This window comes from Anaerocolumna cellulosilytica (assembly GCF_014218335.1).
Lineage (GTDB): Bacteria > Bacillota > Clostridia > Lachnospirales > Lachnospiraceae > Anaerocolumna > Anaerocolumna cellulosilytica.
Genome location: NZ_AP023367.1, coordinates 171243 through 189022, shown reverse-complemented (window position 1 = coordinate 189022; position 17780 = coordinate 171243). Strand labels below are relative to the sequence as shown.

Below are 17780 nucleotides of genomic sequence, written 5' to 3'. Positions count from 1 at the left end.
CAATGTACCATGGAATTGAAAGATGCTATCTAAAATTATTTTAGTGGGTGGAGGAAACATTGATAACTATTTTGAAAATATACAAAAGTATTTTAATAATGGACATACTGAAGACTTGGAAAATCGCATTGAAAGACTTCGAAAGTATATTGATGAAATTCTATTATATATGTGTGACACGCAAGAAAGAAGATGTGACCATATTGGTGTAAGGTTACGGAGAATCTGTTACTCACAGGTGAAATATCTCATGGGAGTGTATTGGCGAGAGCAATGAAATATTGTAATGAAGATAAAGGATTTTGTAATTGGCCAGATATACCAGAAATGTATTGAGAAGTCTGTAAAGGAGTGATTATGTAAATACAAATTTTAAATTTACAGACCAATTCCAGTTTGCAGGACTAAAGTTGAAAATTAAGATAGAAGGTAGAAAAAATGAAGTTACTTTTTTTGTGTAGTCAAAATAAACGACGTAGCTTGACAGCCGAAAAAATATTCGATGGGTATAATGGGCACGAAGCACGGTCAGCAGGAACAGAATCGAATTCTCGGACTAAGGTTACGGGTGGGCTTCTTGGATGGGCTGAAATCATATTTTGTATGGAAAAAAAGCATTTCAGAAGAATAAAGGATATATATTCCGATGTAATTGTAGATAAAAAGGTAGTTTGTCTTTATATCAACGATGATTATGATTTTATGGACAGAGAATTGGTTGAGCTACTCAAGAGTTACGTTTATGACTATATTTGATTCCAAGAGTGTGTGAAGAAAAGTCTGTAAATGACTTTCTATGATAATTAGATTAAGGATCATGAGGCTGTTTCTGTACAGTCCAATCCTTGGATACACTATAAACAATAACAAAGAGCATGTCAAGAAAACTCTGTATACCAGAGATTCCTGACGTGCTCATTTCATTCTCAGATTAAATCGGGAGCCTTCCCTCGTACATGATAGAAAGTTCACCATATACCTTACCCCAATTTCTGAGAGACATGGTCCATTTCTTTGTTGCCTCAAATGTAGCTAGGTAAAGGGCTTTCAGAAGTGATGTGTCGCTCGGGAAGACGCTCCTCTGACGGTTGAGTTTACGGTATGTACTATTTAGACTTTCGATTGCATTTGTAGTATAAATGACCTTCCTGACTTCGGCAGAGAACTTGAAAATAGGACTGATTACATCCCAGTTCTTATGCCAGCTTTTCATTGCATTCGGATAGCGGTCATCCCATTTGGTGCAAACTTCATCCAGTCGGGTAAGTCCGGCTTCTTCTGAAGCTGCATGGTAAATTTTCTTCAGGTCAGTTGCGAATTCCTTCTTGTCCTTGTCAGCTACGTATTTCAAGGTATTTCTCACCTGATGTACGATGCAGCGTTGGTATTCCGTGTTGGGGAAGGCCACTGCTATGGATTCCTTGATGCCAGTCAGCCCGTCTGCGCAAAGAATGAGTATATCCTGTACACCTCGGTTTTTAAGCTCGTTAAGGATACTGAGCCAGTATTTACTGCTCTCATTGGCACCTACCTGTATCGATAATACCTCTTTTCTGCCTTCTTCATTTATACCAAGGATTATGTATGCAGCCAGCTTCTTGATGATGCTGTTGTCCCTTACTGAGAAATGTACTGCATCGATGAATACGATAGGATAAATGCTTGAGAGAGGACGGTTCTGCCACTGTTCAATCTCCGGGAGAAGTTTGTCGGTTATGTCTGATACCATGCCTTCGCTGACTTCGAATCCGTAGATATCCTCGATAGTTTCAGAAATCTGACGTGTTGTCATTCCTTTGGCATACATGGATATAATCTTGTCATCGATCGCCGATATATCTTTCTGCCTTTTCTTAACTACCTTAGGTTCAAAAGAACTTTCTCGGTCCTGAGGGACATTAATTGTTGCTTCGCCGTATTTACTTCTGATCTGCTTTTGTTTATAACCGTTTCGAGAGTTCTGGTTTTCGGATCTTTCATATGGAACATAGCCCAGATGATCGTCCATTTCTACTTCAAGCATTTCCTTGATTGTGCCACCCAACAGGTCTTTAAGTGCATCCTGGATATCTTCAGCAGACTGGATGTCGTATTCCTGTAAAAGAGCAGCGATGATGTTTTTCTTTCCTTCGGTCATTCTGACCGGTTCACGTTTTTTTGCCATAATTAAAGGCCTCCTATAATATATTTATTTTATCATAGAAAGCCTAATCGAAATACTTATTTTACAGACTTTATTTCACAGTCTCGATTCCAATGTAAGTAGTAATATTATTCTGAAATCAGTAATCTGACACAATCACATTATAAGAAAGTATACACCAAAAATAATAATCTCATTCGTAAATCTGGCTCGCAAAATACACTGTGAACCAGATTTTACTGCTACAATAAATTAATATCTTATACTAGCAAAAGCAACTTTAATATACAGAATTACCACAATTTATATCAAAAGGCATAATCAATAGCTTTTGTACTTCTTTTCCATATGCTTTAAAGAACCGATCAATTGCTTTTCCATAATTCTCTTTATTATCAAATTCCCAATAGGAAAAGTATTTTGCACATTTCACGATTTTGGTTAATTCTCTTGGTGGGTTCCCAATCTCATCTAGAGTGAAGAATCGTTTAACATATTTAATATCAAGAAGACATCCAACCTGCTGTTTTTGTTCCTCTGCTATAATGGTAATAAACTTGTAACAAATATTCTAAAAGGGGGTTTTTAACTTAAAGGAGATGTATCATACCAGCCATGGTTTTTATGATTGGAATTCAAATAACATAAAATATATTTTAAGCCCAAAACTGAGTCAATAATGTATATGGCCGGTATATATAATCTTTATAAAAATGAGGCGAGGTTTGTAATTAACAATAAATGCTAATTCGTCAATGAAGATCTTATATGTTAAATAGCAAACTGATTTTGTCCAACAGATATTAATGCTATTTAAAGGTGAAATATGCAGCCGGAAGATTTATCTGCGGGCGGACTTCATAATTGTGTCATATGGATGCCCTTGCATCGCATAGATACAACTGGTTTTAGACACTTATCAAATTTATTATAGTAATAACCAATCCAATACAAGATAGTAATATAGACATTATATTCAAAATTTTATTAATATTTTTATTTTTTTCTTTCGACCATAAACCTTTTAGAAATGATACCAATGAAAGGAATACAGATGCAAATAAAAATAGAAAGACATAAGAATAGCTTTTGACAAAGAGACTAGAAGCTGTTTTGACACTTATGAATAATATCGCTATAATAGCAAGTGATATACAATATAATATTAGCATAATAGAAGTCTTAACCTTAGATGGCATTTTATTACTCTCCTTCAAATAATCTCCCCTGCCATTATATCCATGGCAGGGGGAAAACAATTAGTGCTTATGGTAGAATGTATCCCAATAATTTGCCGCTGCTATATTACATTGAGAATCAAGTTGAAAACCTAGGCCTACAGAATTTGAAAAGGTATTCTGGTATGTATTTGCTGCTAATACTGATTTTCCAGATTCAGTCTCATATAATGCAAAATCGTCAATATCTACGGTTTGGCTACTAATCAGTTCATCATTCGTATTTGAATAAACTGAGAAAGTTATTTCATTTGTTTTTTTATCATGAGTAAAAACGAATGTACTGTCTGCTGTTTTACTAGTAACAATTTTGCAATCGTCAGTATCTTTTGTAATCTGATAATTCTTGTTATCGTTCACTACTGAAGCGTTAACTGGGATGCTGGTAAAGAACAATGATACAATAATGACAAGTGATAATAATTTCTTCATATATATACCCTCTCTTTAAATTATTTTAAACATAATTTTATATCCATTTTATGTAAACTTCAATAATAATTAGATAAATTTTACAATTTTAAGAATATGCAATTTATTTGATTAGAAACAACCTTTTGCCTTATTCGTTCCACAAATTCCTCAAGTCAGGCAAAAGAAAGGCAAATTCCAGAGTAAAGTATGCTCCTGGACTTATTTTATTTCTGCATAAATTGTTCCATAAATGACAAAACAACAGGATTTTCGTCCTGCTGTTCTGTCATTCGTTATCAAATATTTGTTTCAGAGTTCTTCCCATACGCGTAACCATTGGAACAACCAAAGCATTACCCATAGTAAAATAGCGGAACTTTTCTGGCATGCCCGTATTTGTCCAGTTATCTTCAAAACCCTGGATTCTTTCTGCTTCAATCGGAGTAATCAAGCGAAGTTCCTTTGTTTGGGGATCACAAATCACATGCGTACTTCTATTTACCGAAGACTCTGATGTTAACATTGTTCGTGCTGGTAAGTCAATTGGGTCTGGGAAAGCAATCCCACCTTCTGAAAAAACATATTCGTACCCATCTTTACTGGTTCGTTTCAATTTTTTGGGACCTTTGAGATATGTCCACTTATCTAATCTATCACGAAGGTAATACTTATCAGCCACATCTCGTTCTAACAGATTTCTTAGTGGCATAGGTTCTTCATAAACAGGTGTAACACGACTTGTGTACACTACTCCGTCTCTCATATAACCAGCACTATCAAAATTAAACGAAAATGTAGCAGAGAGTTCCGGAAGATTTCCATAATCCAAAGCTACCGTGTTCATATCCAGATTTGATTCGACTGGGAATGTGGTTGCAAAGAAACCCGAGCTTGTAATAAGATTGATAGGTTCATCCATGATTCGCTTTGCATAATTGGTGTTATTTTGATATGCAAAGATAAAGATACGACGCCTACGTTGACCCGCACCATACTCTGCAGCATTGATGACTCTCCATTCGACGGAGTATCCTAAGTCAGCGAGGCATGCCAACATCACTCCAAAATCTCTTCCGCGCTGAGAAGCAGGCGATTTTAGCAAACGATCTACATTTTCCAAGAGGACAAAGGGGCTTTTCTTTTCAATTAATACATCTCGTATTTGCCACCAAAGCACACCTTTTTTTCCTTCGAGTCCGTTGCTGCCAGGTAAGGGTCTTGCTACAGAATAATCCTGGCAAGGAAAACCTCCTACTAAAAGATTATGATTTGGTATGGATTCTTTGGGAACGAGGGATATATCTATACCTGTATACTCGTTAATGTCTCCCCAATGTGAAACATAGCATTGGTGCGCCCACTGCTTTGATTTGTTTGGCTCCCATTGTGAAAACCATACCGTATTCCAATCAGGGGAAGATCGTTCTAGTCCGAGTCGAAAACCTCCAACACCAGCAAATAACTCGCAAACTTTTTTTTCCATAAAAATGCCTCCTATACTCAAGGCTATGGAATTGATTGCTGAATCACCTAGCCTATGCTATAATTAAAATTATTAATTAAATAGATAAGAACTATTTTAACATATTTATTTTCAAAGATCAATAGTAAGTTGTATTTTTAGAGGTGTAATCATGGGAGATCGGGTATATAAAACAAAAGAAGAAATTCTGGAACGTGGTAGAGAAGTTATTGGGATTCCGCTACATCAGATTGATAAAACAAATCGCTTAAAAACTGGTAAAGGCGCAATTGGCAGTGTCTTAGAGGAATCTTGGTTTGGGTACAAAATTAATAGCGAATCTAATCCCGACTTTGCAGAAGCTGGCGTTGAGCTGAAGGTTACTCCTTATGTATATAAAAAGAAAGAGATACGAGCAAAAGAGCGTTTAGTTTGTAATATTATTAACTATATGGAAGAATATAAACATACATTTTTTACTAGCAGCTTTTGGAAGAAGTGTAATACAATGCTTTTGCTGTCATATGAACACAAGGAAGGGGTCTCTAAAGGGAACTTCACTATAGACGCAGCTACACTATTCAGCTTCCCGACCGAGGACTTGCTTATAATTGAAAAAGACTGGGCAACCATCGTCACTAAAATTAAAGCTGGAAAAGCACATGAATTATCAGAGGGAGATACACTCTACCTTGGTGCTTGTACAAAAGGTGCTTCTGCTGCATCGGTTCGTAAGCAGCCATTTTCAGAATTACCCGCTAAACAAAGAGCCTTTTCACTAAAGCAATCTTATATGACTTATATTCTTAATAGCTATATATTTGGTGATAAAATAGATGAACATATTATAAAGAATCCAGAGGTACTTAAAAAACAATCTTTTGAAGAATATGTCATTCATAAAATTCGTCCGTACTTTAACAAAACGCAATCTCAGCTGCTTAACGACTTCAAACTCAAAACAAATGCTAAAAACGTAAATGAATTGCTTTTAGCTCGTATGCTAGGCGTTAATGGTCACTTAGCTGCCACGGAAGAATTCCAGAAAGCCAATATTCTTCCAAAAACAATTCGTGTTAATTTTGATGGATCAATTACAGAAAGTATGTCATTTCCTATTTTTCATTTCAAAAAGATTATTACAGAAGACTGGGAATATAGTGAGTTCAAGACAATGCTTGAACAAACAAAGTTTTTGTTCGTTATTTTCCGCTTTAACACAAATAAAGAATTAGTTTTTGATAATCTTATCTTCTGGAATATGCCTGAAGGTGACTTACAAGAAGTTGAATCTGTTTGGAAACGTACCGTAGCAATTATAAAAGAAGGCGTAAAACTTAAAAAAGTTGGAAGCAGAACATTTAATAATCTGCCAAAAGCAAGTGAAAATCGTGTAGCACATGTTCGCCCTCATGCACGTGACTCTAGAGATGTTTTGGAACTTCCGGATGGTAGATTTATGCCTAAACAATGCTTCTGGTTAAACAATACATATATTCGCGAACAACTAGAAAAGAAAAAATTATCATAAACAAAACAATTGTAACATTATGTCGAATTATGCATAAAATATAGAGAATTCTAAAAAAGGAGGATTCTTAATACTATGTATAATTATGAAAATAATAATTACCAAAAAGAAAAGAAAGAACGTAGATACGATTTTGACGAAAGTTGTGTTATTGTAAATATCTTTTGCGATGATAAAAAAAAGGAATATAAATCAGATGATTATTGTAAAGATGGTTACAAAAAAGAATACGACAAAGATGACAAAAATTGTGTCACTATAAATATCTATTGTGATAAATGTAAAAAATATTAATTTTTTGATTATTTATATGTGATTAGATTTTATATAACTTAGCCCATGCGGTTTACTATCCTACCCATGGGCTTTATAATAAATACAGTATAAAAAGGCTTTGATAAAGGCAATTCTGCCTTCTTAAGAAAGCATCAATCTAACCTCTTAATATCTCTGAATATGCCAGCAGCAGCGGTGCCACACCTTTTCCGTCATTCTCTACTACTGGCTCGCTGATATAATACGCATAGCTTCCGTCTCTTCTTGTGCCGTTTCCGCCAAGTCCGGCCACCAAGCAGATACCTCCAAGCTGCAACTTGCCATTCTCCTCTGATAAATACTTGTCACAGATTCCGTAAAAGACCCGTTCTCCAATTTCACGATAGGACGGTTTCAGATAGGAAAGCCTTACACTTTTTAAGATGGCATAAGAGATAATGGCACTTCCGCTTGTTTCCAGATAATTGCCTTCTCGTCCGCCCTGGTCAATTACCTGATACCACATACTGCTGTTCGTATCCTGATATCTTAACAGTGTCTCTATTAGGTCTTGATACAAAATCATAAGTTCTTCTTTTTCTGCTTCCATTGTCTTAGGCATAACTTCCATTGTATCCACAAGTGCCATTACAAACCAGCCTAAAGCTCTTAACCAGAATCCTTTCGATAGTCCCGTTGATTTATCACACCAGAAGCTTTCTCTGGATTCATCGTATCCATGATAATACAGCCCCGTCACTGTATCTTTCATAAGACGCCCAACATTGATAAATTGACTGAAGCTGTCAGCACAGCCGGCAGCCTGATTGTATTTCTCTTCATATTCCATATAGAAGGGCTGTCCCATATATAACCCATCTAACCATACTTGATTGGGATATACTTTTTTGTGCCAGAAGTTCCCTTCTTTCGTCCTTGGGTGTGTATTAAGCTGTTGACGAAGCTCTTTTGATGCTTTTATATATTTTTCTTTTCCGGTTATTTCATAAAGAGTAAGCAGTACCGGCCCTCCGCATAAATGGTCTATATTATAATCAGAAAGCTCGTATGTCTTTATGCTCCCATCCACATCTACAAAATAATCCATGAATCCATCCACAAAGTTTAAGTAGGTTTCCTCACCTGTGTTACTGTATAGATTTAAAAGGGCGCGCATAGTTATACCATTCACATAATTCCAGTTTGCTCCATTGTTGTGTATGAACTGTTCTCTGTTCCATACCGGTGCCTCAGGGGTACTTTCTTCTAATAGCTGTTTTATATAGTCGTTTAATATTTTATTGTATTTCATCACACTTTTCCTTTCTTTCGTATTATTATAACTTATTAGGATGTGGGTGTCAAAAGCCCTTTTTCAAAAATGTATCAGGTATTTGCTTAAAGAAATGAACGAGAGAGCCTAGAGAAATATGTTAGATATTCCATGTCATTGGGCTGTTATATTAGAACGAAATTTCCCAGCCTGCAAGTTACCTACTTTCATTACAATATAAATAGTTTTTTGAATATCTAATTATAACCTTTCGTTCGAAACTGACTACGATACATTCTAGGTGTCTTACCGGTGTACTGTTTAAATACCTTACCAAAATACGTGATACTTTCAAAACCAGCAAGTTCAGATATTTTGGTAATACTATATTCTTCCTGCTGCAACAGTTTTTTACCTTTTTGTACTCTTTGAATTACAATATACTCGTTGACGGTTACACCAGTATATTCTTTAAATATGCGGCTTAAGTAACACCTGCTGATAAATAAGGCATCCGCTACCTCCTGAATCAATAACTTTTCTTCACAATGGTTTTGGATATATTTCACAGCCCTTTGCACAATGTGATATTTTTCAGTGGATTTTTCTTCTATTCTTCTCTCTTTGTGGCTGTCCATACCATAACGCAAGATTACAAGAAGCGCTTGTGAAATCTTCATTTTAACAATTATCTCATAGCCAAGCTTTTTTTCTGTGATTTCTTCTTTTACTTCTAGTAACAATCTACATATTTCTTTAAATTCCCATTCTTTTGGAGTAAGCATCTGATAGGTATGAAACAACTGCTGCAAGCTCCAGAATCCGTTTTTCTTTAAAAAAGAATCCAGCCACTCTTCCTTTATTTCTACCAGTATTCGCTTCTGCCTGCTACATCCTGCTTTTCCCGTCCAATGAATTTTCTCTTTTCCAATCAACATTATGGTTCCGGCAGTCACATGACAGGTTTTCTCTTCTATAAAGTAATACTGTTCTCCTTCTAAGAGTACATATATTTCGTATTCACTATGCATATGCTTAGCTGCCATAGAATACTCTGAATCCCTATAGATACAATCTATCATTAAACCGTCCATCCGCTCACGAAATATTAATTGCTCCATACGGCTATTCATATCCTTTCTAATACCTGCTAATGGTACCACAGGTTTTAAATCTACTCCATTACATGTCTGCTTTAAACATAACTTCCCAAAATGAAAGAGAGGATCCAATTCAAACTCTATCTAACAGACCTATCTCATGCTTACTTGTACATCCTCCAACAAATCTTAAAATGTATCCGATTTTTCTAGTTTTAATGTATTCGTGTTCGTTTTTTTGATATTTTCCAATTATTTTTTTGTATACTTAAGTAAGAACATACACTCTTAAAGGGGGCGTTACAAGACTCCCACACATTCTATAGTTCAATTACAGGAGGACAACTTATGATTTACAGCAATTCCAAAATAACAAATTGTAAAATTGCCTATATCGGGGGCGGTTCCAGAGGTTGGGCATGGCGTTTAATGGCCGACTTTGCACTGGAACCCGATTTATCCGGAACCGTTGCTCTTTATGACCTTGATTTAGATGCAGCTAAGCAGAATGAAATCATCGGAAACCGTTTAAATGAAAGACCTGAAAGTATCGGCAACTGGGAGTACAAAGCCGTTCCTACCATAAAAGAGGCATTGACCGGAGCTGATTTTGTAATTATCTCCATCTTACCCGGAACTTTTCAGGAGATGGAATCCGATGTGCATGCACCTGAAAAATATAATATCTTTCAATCAGTGGGCGATACCGCAGGACCAGGCGGATTAGTCCGGGCACTTCGCACCATTCCTATGTTTGTAGAAATTGCAGAAGCTATTAAAGTGTATTCTCCGGATGCCTGGGTTATCAATTATACCAATCCTATGTCCCTGTGTGTTAAGACCTTATATCATGCCTTTCCGGAAATTAAAGCCTTTGGGTGTTGTCATGAAGTATTTGGTACGCAGAAAATTTTAAGGGACATCGCTCAGGAACGATTTGGCTTGACAGGCATCGATCGGAATGAGGTCTTTGTAAATGTACTTGGAATCAATCATTTTACGTGGTTTGATAGTGCTTCCTATAAGGGAATTGACTTATTCCCTATTTATAAGGATTATGTCAATTCCCATCATGAACAGGGCATGGAAAAAGGAGATAAAAATTGGATGAATTCTTCCTTCTCCAGTGCTCAACGTGTTAAGTTTGATTTGTTTAAACGCTTTGGTCTGATTGCTGCTGCCGGAGACCGCCATCTGGCTGAATTTATGCCGGGTACAGAATATTTAAATGATCCGGATACCATTAACAGCTGGAAGTTCGGTCTTACTACAGTGGCATACAGAAAAAAAGACTTAAAAAACCGTCTTTTAAAAAGCAAGCGACTGGTAAATGGGGAGGAGGAAATTGAATTAAAACCTTCGGGAGAAGAAGGTGTATTATTAATCAAAGCCCTTTGCGGTCTGACACGTCTTGTCAGCAATGTAAATATCCCAAATACCAACGGACAGATTACGAATCTGCCCCGTACAGCAGTAGTAGAAATTAATGCTCTTTTTGAAAGGGATTCCATTAAACCGGTAATCGCCGGACCAATCCCTACTAATATCTTATCCCTGATTCAACCTCATGTAGAGAATCATGAAACCATTTTACAAGCTGCCTTAAGCTGTGATTTTACATTCGCTTTAGAAGCATTTATGAATGACCCTCTTGTAAAAGGTAAATGTACCGAAGGAGAAGGCAAGGTATTATTAAAGGAAATGATTCAAAATACCTTACATTATCTGCCGGAACTCTGGCAGAAAGAATTATTAAAATAATTCTCAATGTTCTAACACTCCGGCATGCGGCTTTGTTCGCATGCCGTATCTGCTTGCAGATGTGGCACTGCTATAAATCAGGGTGTGAATTATCTTTTCTAATTCACTCTAGCTACCTCTTTTATATCATACTCTTTCACTGCATTGTGGAGGTTTACATTTTCTAATACCAATGACTTTACATTCCTTGCAAAGATACCTAATCTGCTGGTGGGTTCGCAGGCAAGCATCATAGCTGCAATTCCTTTCGTTGCCTCAGATGAATAGGATATATCAATATTCTCCATTACTATGGATTCTATCTTTTGTTCCGGCAAGCCATAGATACATACTCCGGTATGGTGCGCATTTTTGCAGACAATGTTCTTAAAATGAAGCGATTTCACACTCGGTGTTCTTTCATCAACCGGTAGTTTTTCCTGGGTTCCTACATACTCTGTCCTACCATCGGGATCACAGAAATAGAAGCAGTTTACAACAAAGGGAGATTTTACTTCGTCCATGACAATACGGTCAAAAACAATACCATCTATAATGGAATCTTTTCCTCTTCCCCTTCTTGTCTTAATTCGTAATCCTCTGTCTGTATGGTAGAACTTACAACAGCTTACTAAAACGTCTTTTACGCCCCCAGCAATCTCACTGCCGATTGTAACTGCTCCATGACCTCTTTCCATGAAACAATGACGAATGTTTATATTACGGCATGGTTTCTTGTGTTTTCTTCCCATATATATCTTTCCGGATTTAATAGCAATGCAATCGTCTCCTACACTGAAATGAACACCTGCAATATCTACATTGGTACAGGATTCCGGATCGATTCCATCGGTATTGTGGGAAGAATCCGGACTCAACAAGGTAATTCCATATATCTTAATGTCTTCGGAAAAGTATGGATGAAGGTTCCAGGAAGGGGAATTCTGAATCGTAATACCTTCTATAATAATATCCTTGCAGCGGTTGAAAAACATCATTCTCGGGCGGTAAGGCGGATTCTGATTCACTCCGGCTACCCACCACACATCAAAGTTACCGCCTCCGTCTATCGTTCCTTCCCCGCATATCACCACATGTTCCAAATCAATTCCGGTTAGAATACTTGCCATGGAATCTAAGGGATTCCCTTCCCAGCTTCCCAGATTGTATTCTGACTCTCCATCATAGCTTTCAATGGTTCCGGGCAGGACAGGGAATTTATCACGTTCGGAATATGCTGAAAGAACTGCCCCCTTACCAAGTTCCAGAACGATATTGCTTTTTAAGAATAAATTCCTGAATTTATAAGTTCCTTTCGGTATAAAAACACGTCCCTTAGGAGGACAACATAGGATTGCAGCCTGTAAGGCCTGGGTATCATCCGTGATTCCGTCTCCTTTTGCTCGAAATTGTCTTACATTTAAGGTATAAGACTCCTCCTCTGTTACAAATGTAGTTTCTGCAATCGACTGACCATCCTGTTTTAAGGCTAATTCATACTTTGTGGCAGGCTTTAAGTCTCGTAGAAGTAAAACCATTTTAGTATCTGTCTTAACACAGGTTCCATTTATCCAGACTTCATACTGCTCCCTCTCATAAGGGGTGTCTCCCTCTAGTTCTACGGTTATACTTCTTGCTAATAAATTTAGTATTTTAAGGTTCATAGCAATCCTCCCCATAATTCACATAAGGTATTATATTCCTTCTTGCAGGCTTTTCTTAAGCCCTTTGTAAGAGATGGCGTGAAACCGAATGTTTCCTCCTCATCTCCCATGTATCTAAGTCCTATAGCCATATAATGCTCAGGGAGCACAAGGGAGAGCCTGCAAGCTTTCAGTATCGCTAAAGCACCCAGAATATCCGGCTCTTTTTGATTCTTTTCATATTCTTTCAAAAGGCTTCTGAATAAGTCCTTCAGTTCCCAAAAGGATTCATAAATCATCCTTGACATTTCTTCTATGGTAAGTGCTAAGGTAAGTAGTGTATGACCGTCCGGAAGACAACCGGACTTTTTAAATAGTTGTACGATTTTAAAATAACCTGCTTTTCTTCTGTATTCTGTATCCATCATTATATGATAGGGCTGTGCCAGTAAAGCCTCACTGTCATGCGTTACAGGATACTTTAAAAGTTCGGCTTCCCGGTCCTTTATGGTTTTGCATTTACTTGTATCTTTTGACTCTTCATATGCCAGTAAGACCTGGGCTATGTTCTGCAACTCTTTTTTGTCCATAATTTCTTCTCCTAGCGTGAAGACGTTTTTCTTCACACTTCTCCTCTCTGTAATAGGTTACTTTCGGTGATTGCAAAACGACTAATTTACGATGGAAGCGTTTCTCAATTACTTTTATATCTCTAGACCCTTATTCCGGTAAAAATACGTTTTACAGGTTGAGAGAACATCTTCTCTCAACCTGCTTCCCTTTTCTATTCCAATTCTCTATAAATAAATCGTATCAATGCTGATTCCTACTTATCACCATCACACGAATTATCTATCAATCGCAATCCGCTTGTGCTGTCCGATTGGCACGTAGACTAACCATGCAGACCTAAGTTCCGGCATGTAACTACGTCAGTATTAGTCAATTATCCCGCTTACTTCCGCACACATAATAATAAATGCTCCGGCTCCATGTAAATCATTTTCACTGGTTGGACGGTCACAGTAATGTTTGTAATCCCCAACTCCAGTTCCAACGCATATATTGTCAATAATAATGCCTTGTTCATCAAATCGAATCCGGTTAATAACACCTTCATACCCTTTTTTAGCATAGGTTAAGTAATTCTTATCAAGCAATCCCATACGAACTGCCTTACAAATGGCTGCTACAAAGAGACAGGTACAAGAAGATTCCAGCCAGTTGCCTTCCATTCCGCCCTTGTCAACCACCTGATACCACAGACCACTTTCCTTGTCCTGATACTTCACAACCGCTTCTAATAATTCTAAGGTCATACGTACCAGCTCCTTACTGTCTTTATAATCTGCTGGAATATGTTCCAGTTCCTCCAGCAGTGCAACAGGAACCCATCCGATGGAACGACCCCAGAATTCGGAGGAGCGTCCTGTTTCAGGATCTGCCCATGGTCTTTCCTTTATGCTGTCCCAGGCATGATACCAAAGTCCCGTCTTTGTATCCTTTGTTTTCTTCTCCATTAAAAGTGCTTGGAATATACATAAGTCATAATATTCTTTGTGTCCGAATGTGGCTCCGTACTGGGCACTGATTGGCCCTGCCATATAAAGACCGTCCAGCCACATCTGCTCTTTATTCTGTTCCTTGTGCCAAAGCCCTCCCTCAACATTTTTTGGAAAATTAAGGATAAGAGGAAGTAGCGTATCAAGAGCCTTTTTATATCGTTCTTCACCGTATTTTTCATATAACAAGAACAATAATACACCCGGTTGGATATCATCTAATTGACCTTGATCAAAGGTGTTTATTTCTCCCTCTTCATTAATAATGGAATCTACCCAATCCTTACAATAAGTTAAGTACTTTTCATCCTTGCAAATCTCATAAATCTTTTGCATACCGGATAAAAACACACCTTGGTGGTAATGGAATCTTCCTACCGGAGGAAGCACAGGTGCTTCAAATTTTTTCATTAACGTGTCACAAGCACATTTTCCGTATTCTAATGCCGTCATCTTCATATTCGTTTACTAACCTTCCTATTCAAAAAATGGCTCTATGCCTTCGTATTCCACTTCCCATTCTCCATTCTTTGGAAATCCGGGTGTTTCTGTGGTACATCCTTTGTAGCCTGCCGTCATAATCGGCACTGCCAGTAAAAGTGCTCCGTTACCGGGCAGATATAAAGGCAAGTCCTCTCTGGACTCCTGCCAGTTGTTTCCGCTGGCTACATAGCGATTTTTTAAGGTATCCTTTAAGAGAATATCAATCACTGTTTCCGGGTCACCTAAGCGAACGGCTGTCATTGCCATCATGGCAAAATCCCACCCCCACAAGCTCTTGTACTCCCAGCACTCTAGTATCTTATGCAGGGTAGTTCGCATAATCTCTGAATCCACTCTGCCCTTTATCAGTCCGTATGAACCGGTCATTAATGGGTGGTCAATGTTAAAGCGTGAGAAGGTATCCGGGCATAACTCATGTGCCAGATAAAGTCCGTCTTTTACCGGCATGGGAGCCATATTCTCTCCTACTTCTCTCCATCTTTCATTTACTGGTATCCCTAACCGCTCTGCCCAGTCAATTGCAATCTTTAAGGTGACATGCCAGTATTCTAATTCAAAAGCAGGATTTTTTGTCTCTTCCGGCTTATGACACTCTTGTACCGGTATAACCGGTGACGGAATATCGTAATATCCACTAGTCTCATTATAGCTTACAAAATCCACCATGAATTCCGCTGTTTCCTCAATGAGTATCCAGTACTTCTTTAAGAAGTCTTCGGATACCTTATTTTGATATGCAAGCTCTAACATATAGATAATATGAGGCTGCTGCCAGACTAACAGAGGTGCAATACCGGATGGGCAGTCAATTCCTTCGGATGCTATCATCTTAGGCCAACGTGCTCCTTTATAGCCGTTTCTTGCTGCGTTCTCTCTTGCCTCTTTTAGATGGTCAAGATACCAATCTAAACTGCGTTCCAGAAGCTTGGTATGGTTCCATAACGGAAGCCATGCACAATGCCACAGATACATTTCCAGATGCATCTTTCCATACCAGCTGTTACAGGTAAGCCCTGTTTCCTGAGGTGGTCTGGAACCGGCAGAATTTACAGCCATTAAGTATTTTGATAGAATAATTCTCCTTTCAAGCTCTACCGCTCTTTTATCACGGCTCTTATTCAGCTGAACAATTCCGCCTTCCTCCCAGTACTCCTTCCACCAGTTTGTACTGCCTGCAAAGATATCTGCCGGTTTTGGATAATTCGTTATAACTTTTTGTCCGAAGGATACGGCAAAGGAGAAGGCTTGTTCTTTCGAATTACCGGGCGTAATCACTACTTCCCAGTCTTTTATTTCTATCTTCGCATTACCGGTTACAGCAACCGCAACGTAATATTCGTCCTTATCTAATACATGTTTTACTTGTAATCTATTTGTATCTTTTAGAACAGTTTCTATGTGGTGAGCCTGTTTTTCCTCCCAATCTGAGGCAGTAATATTGGGTGAACCATATGGAAACTTAAGCTGTATACTTATGTTCCCTTGTGATAAAGCAGCTCCTCCTACCTCAAATGCAAGGCTGTCTTTCACCGCATCACAGACAGTTCGTACCTGACAGGAAATGCCTGAAAGAGTAAAACGGCTATCTAATATACCGCTATACAACTGCAATTCCTGACGAATTCCTCCGATACTCGTCTCTTTAATCTCTTTTCCTTCATATAATAAACCGATACGAGCCAAATTTAAACGATGTGGATTAAAACGAAGCCAATCATATACTTCTTCATTGCCCGGCATTCTCTTTTTCGGATAATACACTTTTTCCCCTAGGCAATCGTATTCTGTCATAACCAAATCATCAAGGGTATATGCATAACGGTCTTTTGATACCGGCTTTGTATGCCATCCCCATTGAGACATGGTACATAGGGGAAGTTCCCTATAGGTATCATATAGTGTCTGCATACCTGTTATATCTGCTGTAAAGCCCAATTCACCGTTTCCTACTGTGAGCGGAGACTGGGTATCGATTTTATTTAGTATCGGATTGTGTCTGCTTATAAGTTCATATCTTTGAATCGCCATCTTCTTAACCTTTCACTGCCCCCATCATTACGCCCTTCTGAAAGAATTTTTGAAGGAATGGGTAAATCGCCATAATCGGCAAACTGCTTACTACAATTAATGAATACTTAAGTAACTGCAATACCTGAGGTGACTCTGCCGCACCTATATCCGACATCATATCTGTAGTCTGGCTCTCTATCAGGATATTACGCAATACAAGCTGTAATGGATATTTGGAACTAGTACGTAAGTAAATGGATGAGTTAAACCAGGCATTCCAATGGGAAACACCATAGTACAGTACCATAACAGCCAGTGTAGCTTTTACTAAAGGAAGCATAACTTTAATAAGTATTTTTCCATGAGAAGCTCCATCCATCTTGGCCGCTTCTGACAGAGATTCAGGAACTGACATAAAGGCACTTCGCATGATAATCAAATTACTGGTAGAGATTGCTCCTGGTATAATTAATGACCATAGGCTGTCCATTAACCCAAGACTTCGGATGTTCAAATAAGCAGGAACCATACCGCCGCTGAAATACATCGTTATAATAACCAGAATGGTTAACGGTTTACGAAGCATCAGTTCCTTTAACGAAAGAACATAAGCTCCCATAGTGGTTAGAATCAAGTTAAATACTAAGCCCACTACTAAAATAATCATTGTATTTTTATATCCGGACAAAACCAGCTTATTATTAAAAACCATTTTGTAACCGGCAAATGTAATATCATTTAAAGGTCTAAATAATAATCCGTTATGTTTGATTAATTCATTCGGATCGCTAATTGATGCAACAACAACATAGAAAAACGGATAAAGGCATGCCAGTGCAATTAATGTTAATACAATGGTGTTACATACTGTAAAGATTTTATAAGCTATACTCTTATCTTTCATG

Annotated in this window: 14 protein-coding genes; 4 read left to right on the top strand and 10 right to left on the bottom strand. The window is 37.9% G+C overall.

The features are described 5' to 3' along the window. Positions 1-22 precede the first annotated feature (22 nt). On the top strand, positions 23-277 hold the full coding sequence (locus acsn021_RS00785) for a hypothetical protein (protein ID WP_184095736.1): 255 nt from the start codon (positions 23-25) through the stop codon (positions 275-277). A gap of 654 nt (positions 278-931) precedes the next feature. Here the strand turns inward: acsn021_RS00785 and acsn021_RS00780 are convergent. The 3 genes from acsn021_RS00780 to dcm form a co-directional block, all read right to left on the bottom strand. Beyond that, positions 932-2164: an IS256 family transposase gene (locus acsn021_RS00780; protein WP_184096201.1), complete on the bottom strand. Its 1233-nt coding sequence runs from the start codon at positions 2162-2164 to the stop codon at positions 932-934. A gap of 1238 nt (positions 2165-3402) precedes the next feature. Further along, positions 3403-3813 carry a hypothetical protein gene (locus acsn021_RS00770; RefSeq protein ID WP_184093007.1) on the bottom strand — a complete coding sequence of 137 codons (411 nt, stop codon included), beginning with the start codon at positions 3811-3813 and terminating at the stop codon, positions 3403-3405. A 268-nt stretch (positions 3814-4081) separates the two neighbouring features. Further along, on the bottom strand, positions 4082-5278 hold the full coding sequence (gene dcm, locus acsn021_RS00765) for a DNA (cytosine-5-)-methyltransferase (protein WP_184093008.1): 1197 nt from the start codon (positions 5276-5278) through the stop codon (positions 4082-4084). Positions 5279-5429: 151 nt separating this feature from the next. Between dcm and acsn021_RS00760 the strand changes: the two genes are divergently transcribed. Both acsn021_RS00760 and acsn021_RS00755 read left to right on the top strand, forming a co-directional pair. Beyond that, positions 5430-6788, top strand: coding sequence for a Sau3AI family type II restriction endonuclease (locus acsn021_RS00760; protein ID WP_184093009.1), 1359 nt, complete (start codon positions 5430-5432; stop codon positions 6786-6788). A gap of 75 nt (positions 6789-6863) precedes the next feature. Further along, on the top strand, positions 6864-7082 hold the full coding sequence (locus tag acsn021_RS00755; protein ID WP_184093010.1) for a hypothetical protein: 219 nt from the start codon (positions 6864-6866) through the stop codon (positions 7080-7082). A gap of 139 nt (positions 7083-7221) precedes the next feature. On the opposite strand, the gene acsn021_RS00750 is transcribed toward acsn021_RS00755, so the two are convergent. Both acsn021_RS00750 and acsn021_RS00745 read right to left on the bottom strand, forming a co-directional pair. After that, the gene (locus tag acsn021_RS00750) at positions 7222-8355 is read right to left on the bottom strand and encodes a glycoside hydrolase family 88/105 protein (RefSeq protein ID WP_184093011.1); all 1134 of its coding nucleotides are present in this window, start codon (positions 8353-8355) and stop codon (positions 7222-7224) included. Between the two features lie 218 nt (positions 8356-8573). Next, entirely contained in the window at positions 8574-9479 is a 906-nt protein-coding gene (locus acsn021_RS00745) for an AraC family transcriptional regulator (protein ID WP_207725141.1), read from the bottom strand. Positions 9480-9764: 285 nt separating this feature from the next. Between acsn021_RS00745 and acsn021_RS00740 the strand changes: the two genes are divergently transcribed. Continuing rightward, entirely contained in the window at positions 9765-11177 is a 1413-nt protein-coding gene (locus tag acsn021_RS00740; RefSeq protein WP_184093013.1) for a family 4 glycosyl hydrolase, read from the top strand. Between the two features lie 98 nt (positions 11178-11275). On the opposite strand, the gene acsn021_RS00735 is transcribed toward acsn021_RS00740, so the two are convergent. From acsn021_RS00735 to acsn021_RS00715, 5 genes are all read right to left on the bottom strand, one after another. After that, complete coding sequence (locus acsn021_RS00735; RefSeq protein ID WP_184093014.1) at positions 11276-12820, bottom strand: glycoside hydrolase family 28 protein; 1545 nt, start codon at positions 12818-12820, stop codon at positions 11276-11278. Continuing rightward, entirely contained in the window at positions 12817-13389 is a 573-nt protein-coding gene (locus acsn021_RS00730) for a hypothetical protein (protein WP_184093015.1), read from the bottom strand. The genes acsn021_RS00735 and acsn021_RS00730 overlap by 4 nt, the downstream gene beginning before the upstream one ends. Before the next feature lie 348 nt (positions 13390-13737). Further along, complete coding sequence (locus acsn021_RS00725) at positions 13738-14820, bottom strand: glycoside hydrolase family 88/105 protein (protein WP_184093016.1); 1083 nt, start codon at positions 14818-14820, stop codon at positions 13738-13740. 18 nt (positions 14821-14838) lie between these two features. Beyond that, complete coding sequence (locus tag acsn021_RS00720; protein WP_184093017.1) at positions 14839-16893, bottom strand: glycoside hydrolase family 65 protein; 2055 nt, start codon at positions 16891-16893, stop codon at positions 14839-14841. A 4-nt stretch (positions 16894-16897) separates the two neighbouring features. Next, positions 16898-17779 carry a carbohydrate ABC transporter permease gene (locus acsn021_RS00715; protein ID WP_184093018.1) on the bottom strand — a complete coding sequence of 294 codons (882 nt, stop codon included), beginning with the start codon at positions 17777-17779 and terminating at the stop codon, positions 16898-16900. Position 17780 lies beyond the last annotated feature (1 nt).

Coding starts and splice junctions, on each gene's coding strand:
- acsn021_RS00760 (WP_184093009.1), top strand. CDS start 5,430: ATGGGAGATCGGGTATATAAAACAAAAGAAGAAATTCTGGAACGTGGT.
- acsn021_RS00715 (WP_184093018.1), bottom strand. CDS start 17,779: ATGAAAGATAAGAGTATAGCTTATAAAATCTTTACAGTATGTAACACC.
- acsn021_RS00725 (WP_184093016.1), bottom strand. CDS start 14,820: ATGAAGATGACGGCATTAGAATACGGAAAATGTGCTTGTGACACGTTA.
- acsn021_RS00785 (WP_184095736.1), top strand. CDS start 23: ATGCTATCTAAAATTATTTTAGTGGGTGGAGGAAACATTGATAACTAT.
- acsn021_RS00720 (WP_184093017.1), bottom strand. CDS start 16,893: ATGGCGATTCAAAGATATGAACTTATAAGCAGACACAATCCGATACTA.
- acsn021_RS00740 (WP_184093013.1), top strand. CDS start 9,765: ATGATTTACAGCAATTCCAAAATAACAAATTGTAAAATTGCCTATATC.
- acsn021_RS00730 (WP_184093015.1), bottom strand. CDS start 13,389: ATGGACAAAAAAGAGTTGCAGAACATAGCCCAGGTCTTACTGGCATAT.
- acsn021_RS00770 (WP_184093007.1), bottom strand. CDS start 3,813: ATGAAGAAATTATTATCACTTGTCATTATTGTATCATTGTTCTTTACC.
- acsn021_RS00735 (WP_184093014.1), bottom strand. CDS start 12,820: ATGAACCTTAAAATACTAAATTTATTAGCAAGAAGTATAACCGTAGAA.
- dcm (WP_184093008.1), bottom strand. CDS start 5,278: ATGGAAAAAAAAGTTTGCGAGTTATTTGCTGGTGTTGGAGGTTTTCGA.
- acsn021_RS00750 (WP_184093011.1), bottom strand. CDS start 8,355: ATGAAATACAATAAAATATTAAACGACTATATAAAACAGCTATTAGAA.
- acsn021_RS00780 (WP_184096201.1), bottom strand. CDS start 2,164: ATGGCAAAAAAACGTGAACCGGTCAGAATGACCGAAGGAAAGAAAAAC.
- acsn021_RS00755 (WP_184093010.1), top strand. CDS start 6,864: ATGTATAATTATGAAAATAATAATTACCAAAAAGAAAAGAAAGAACGT.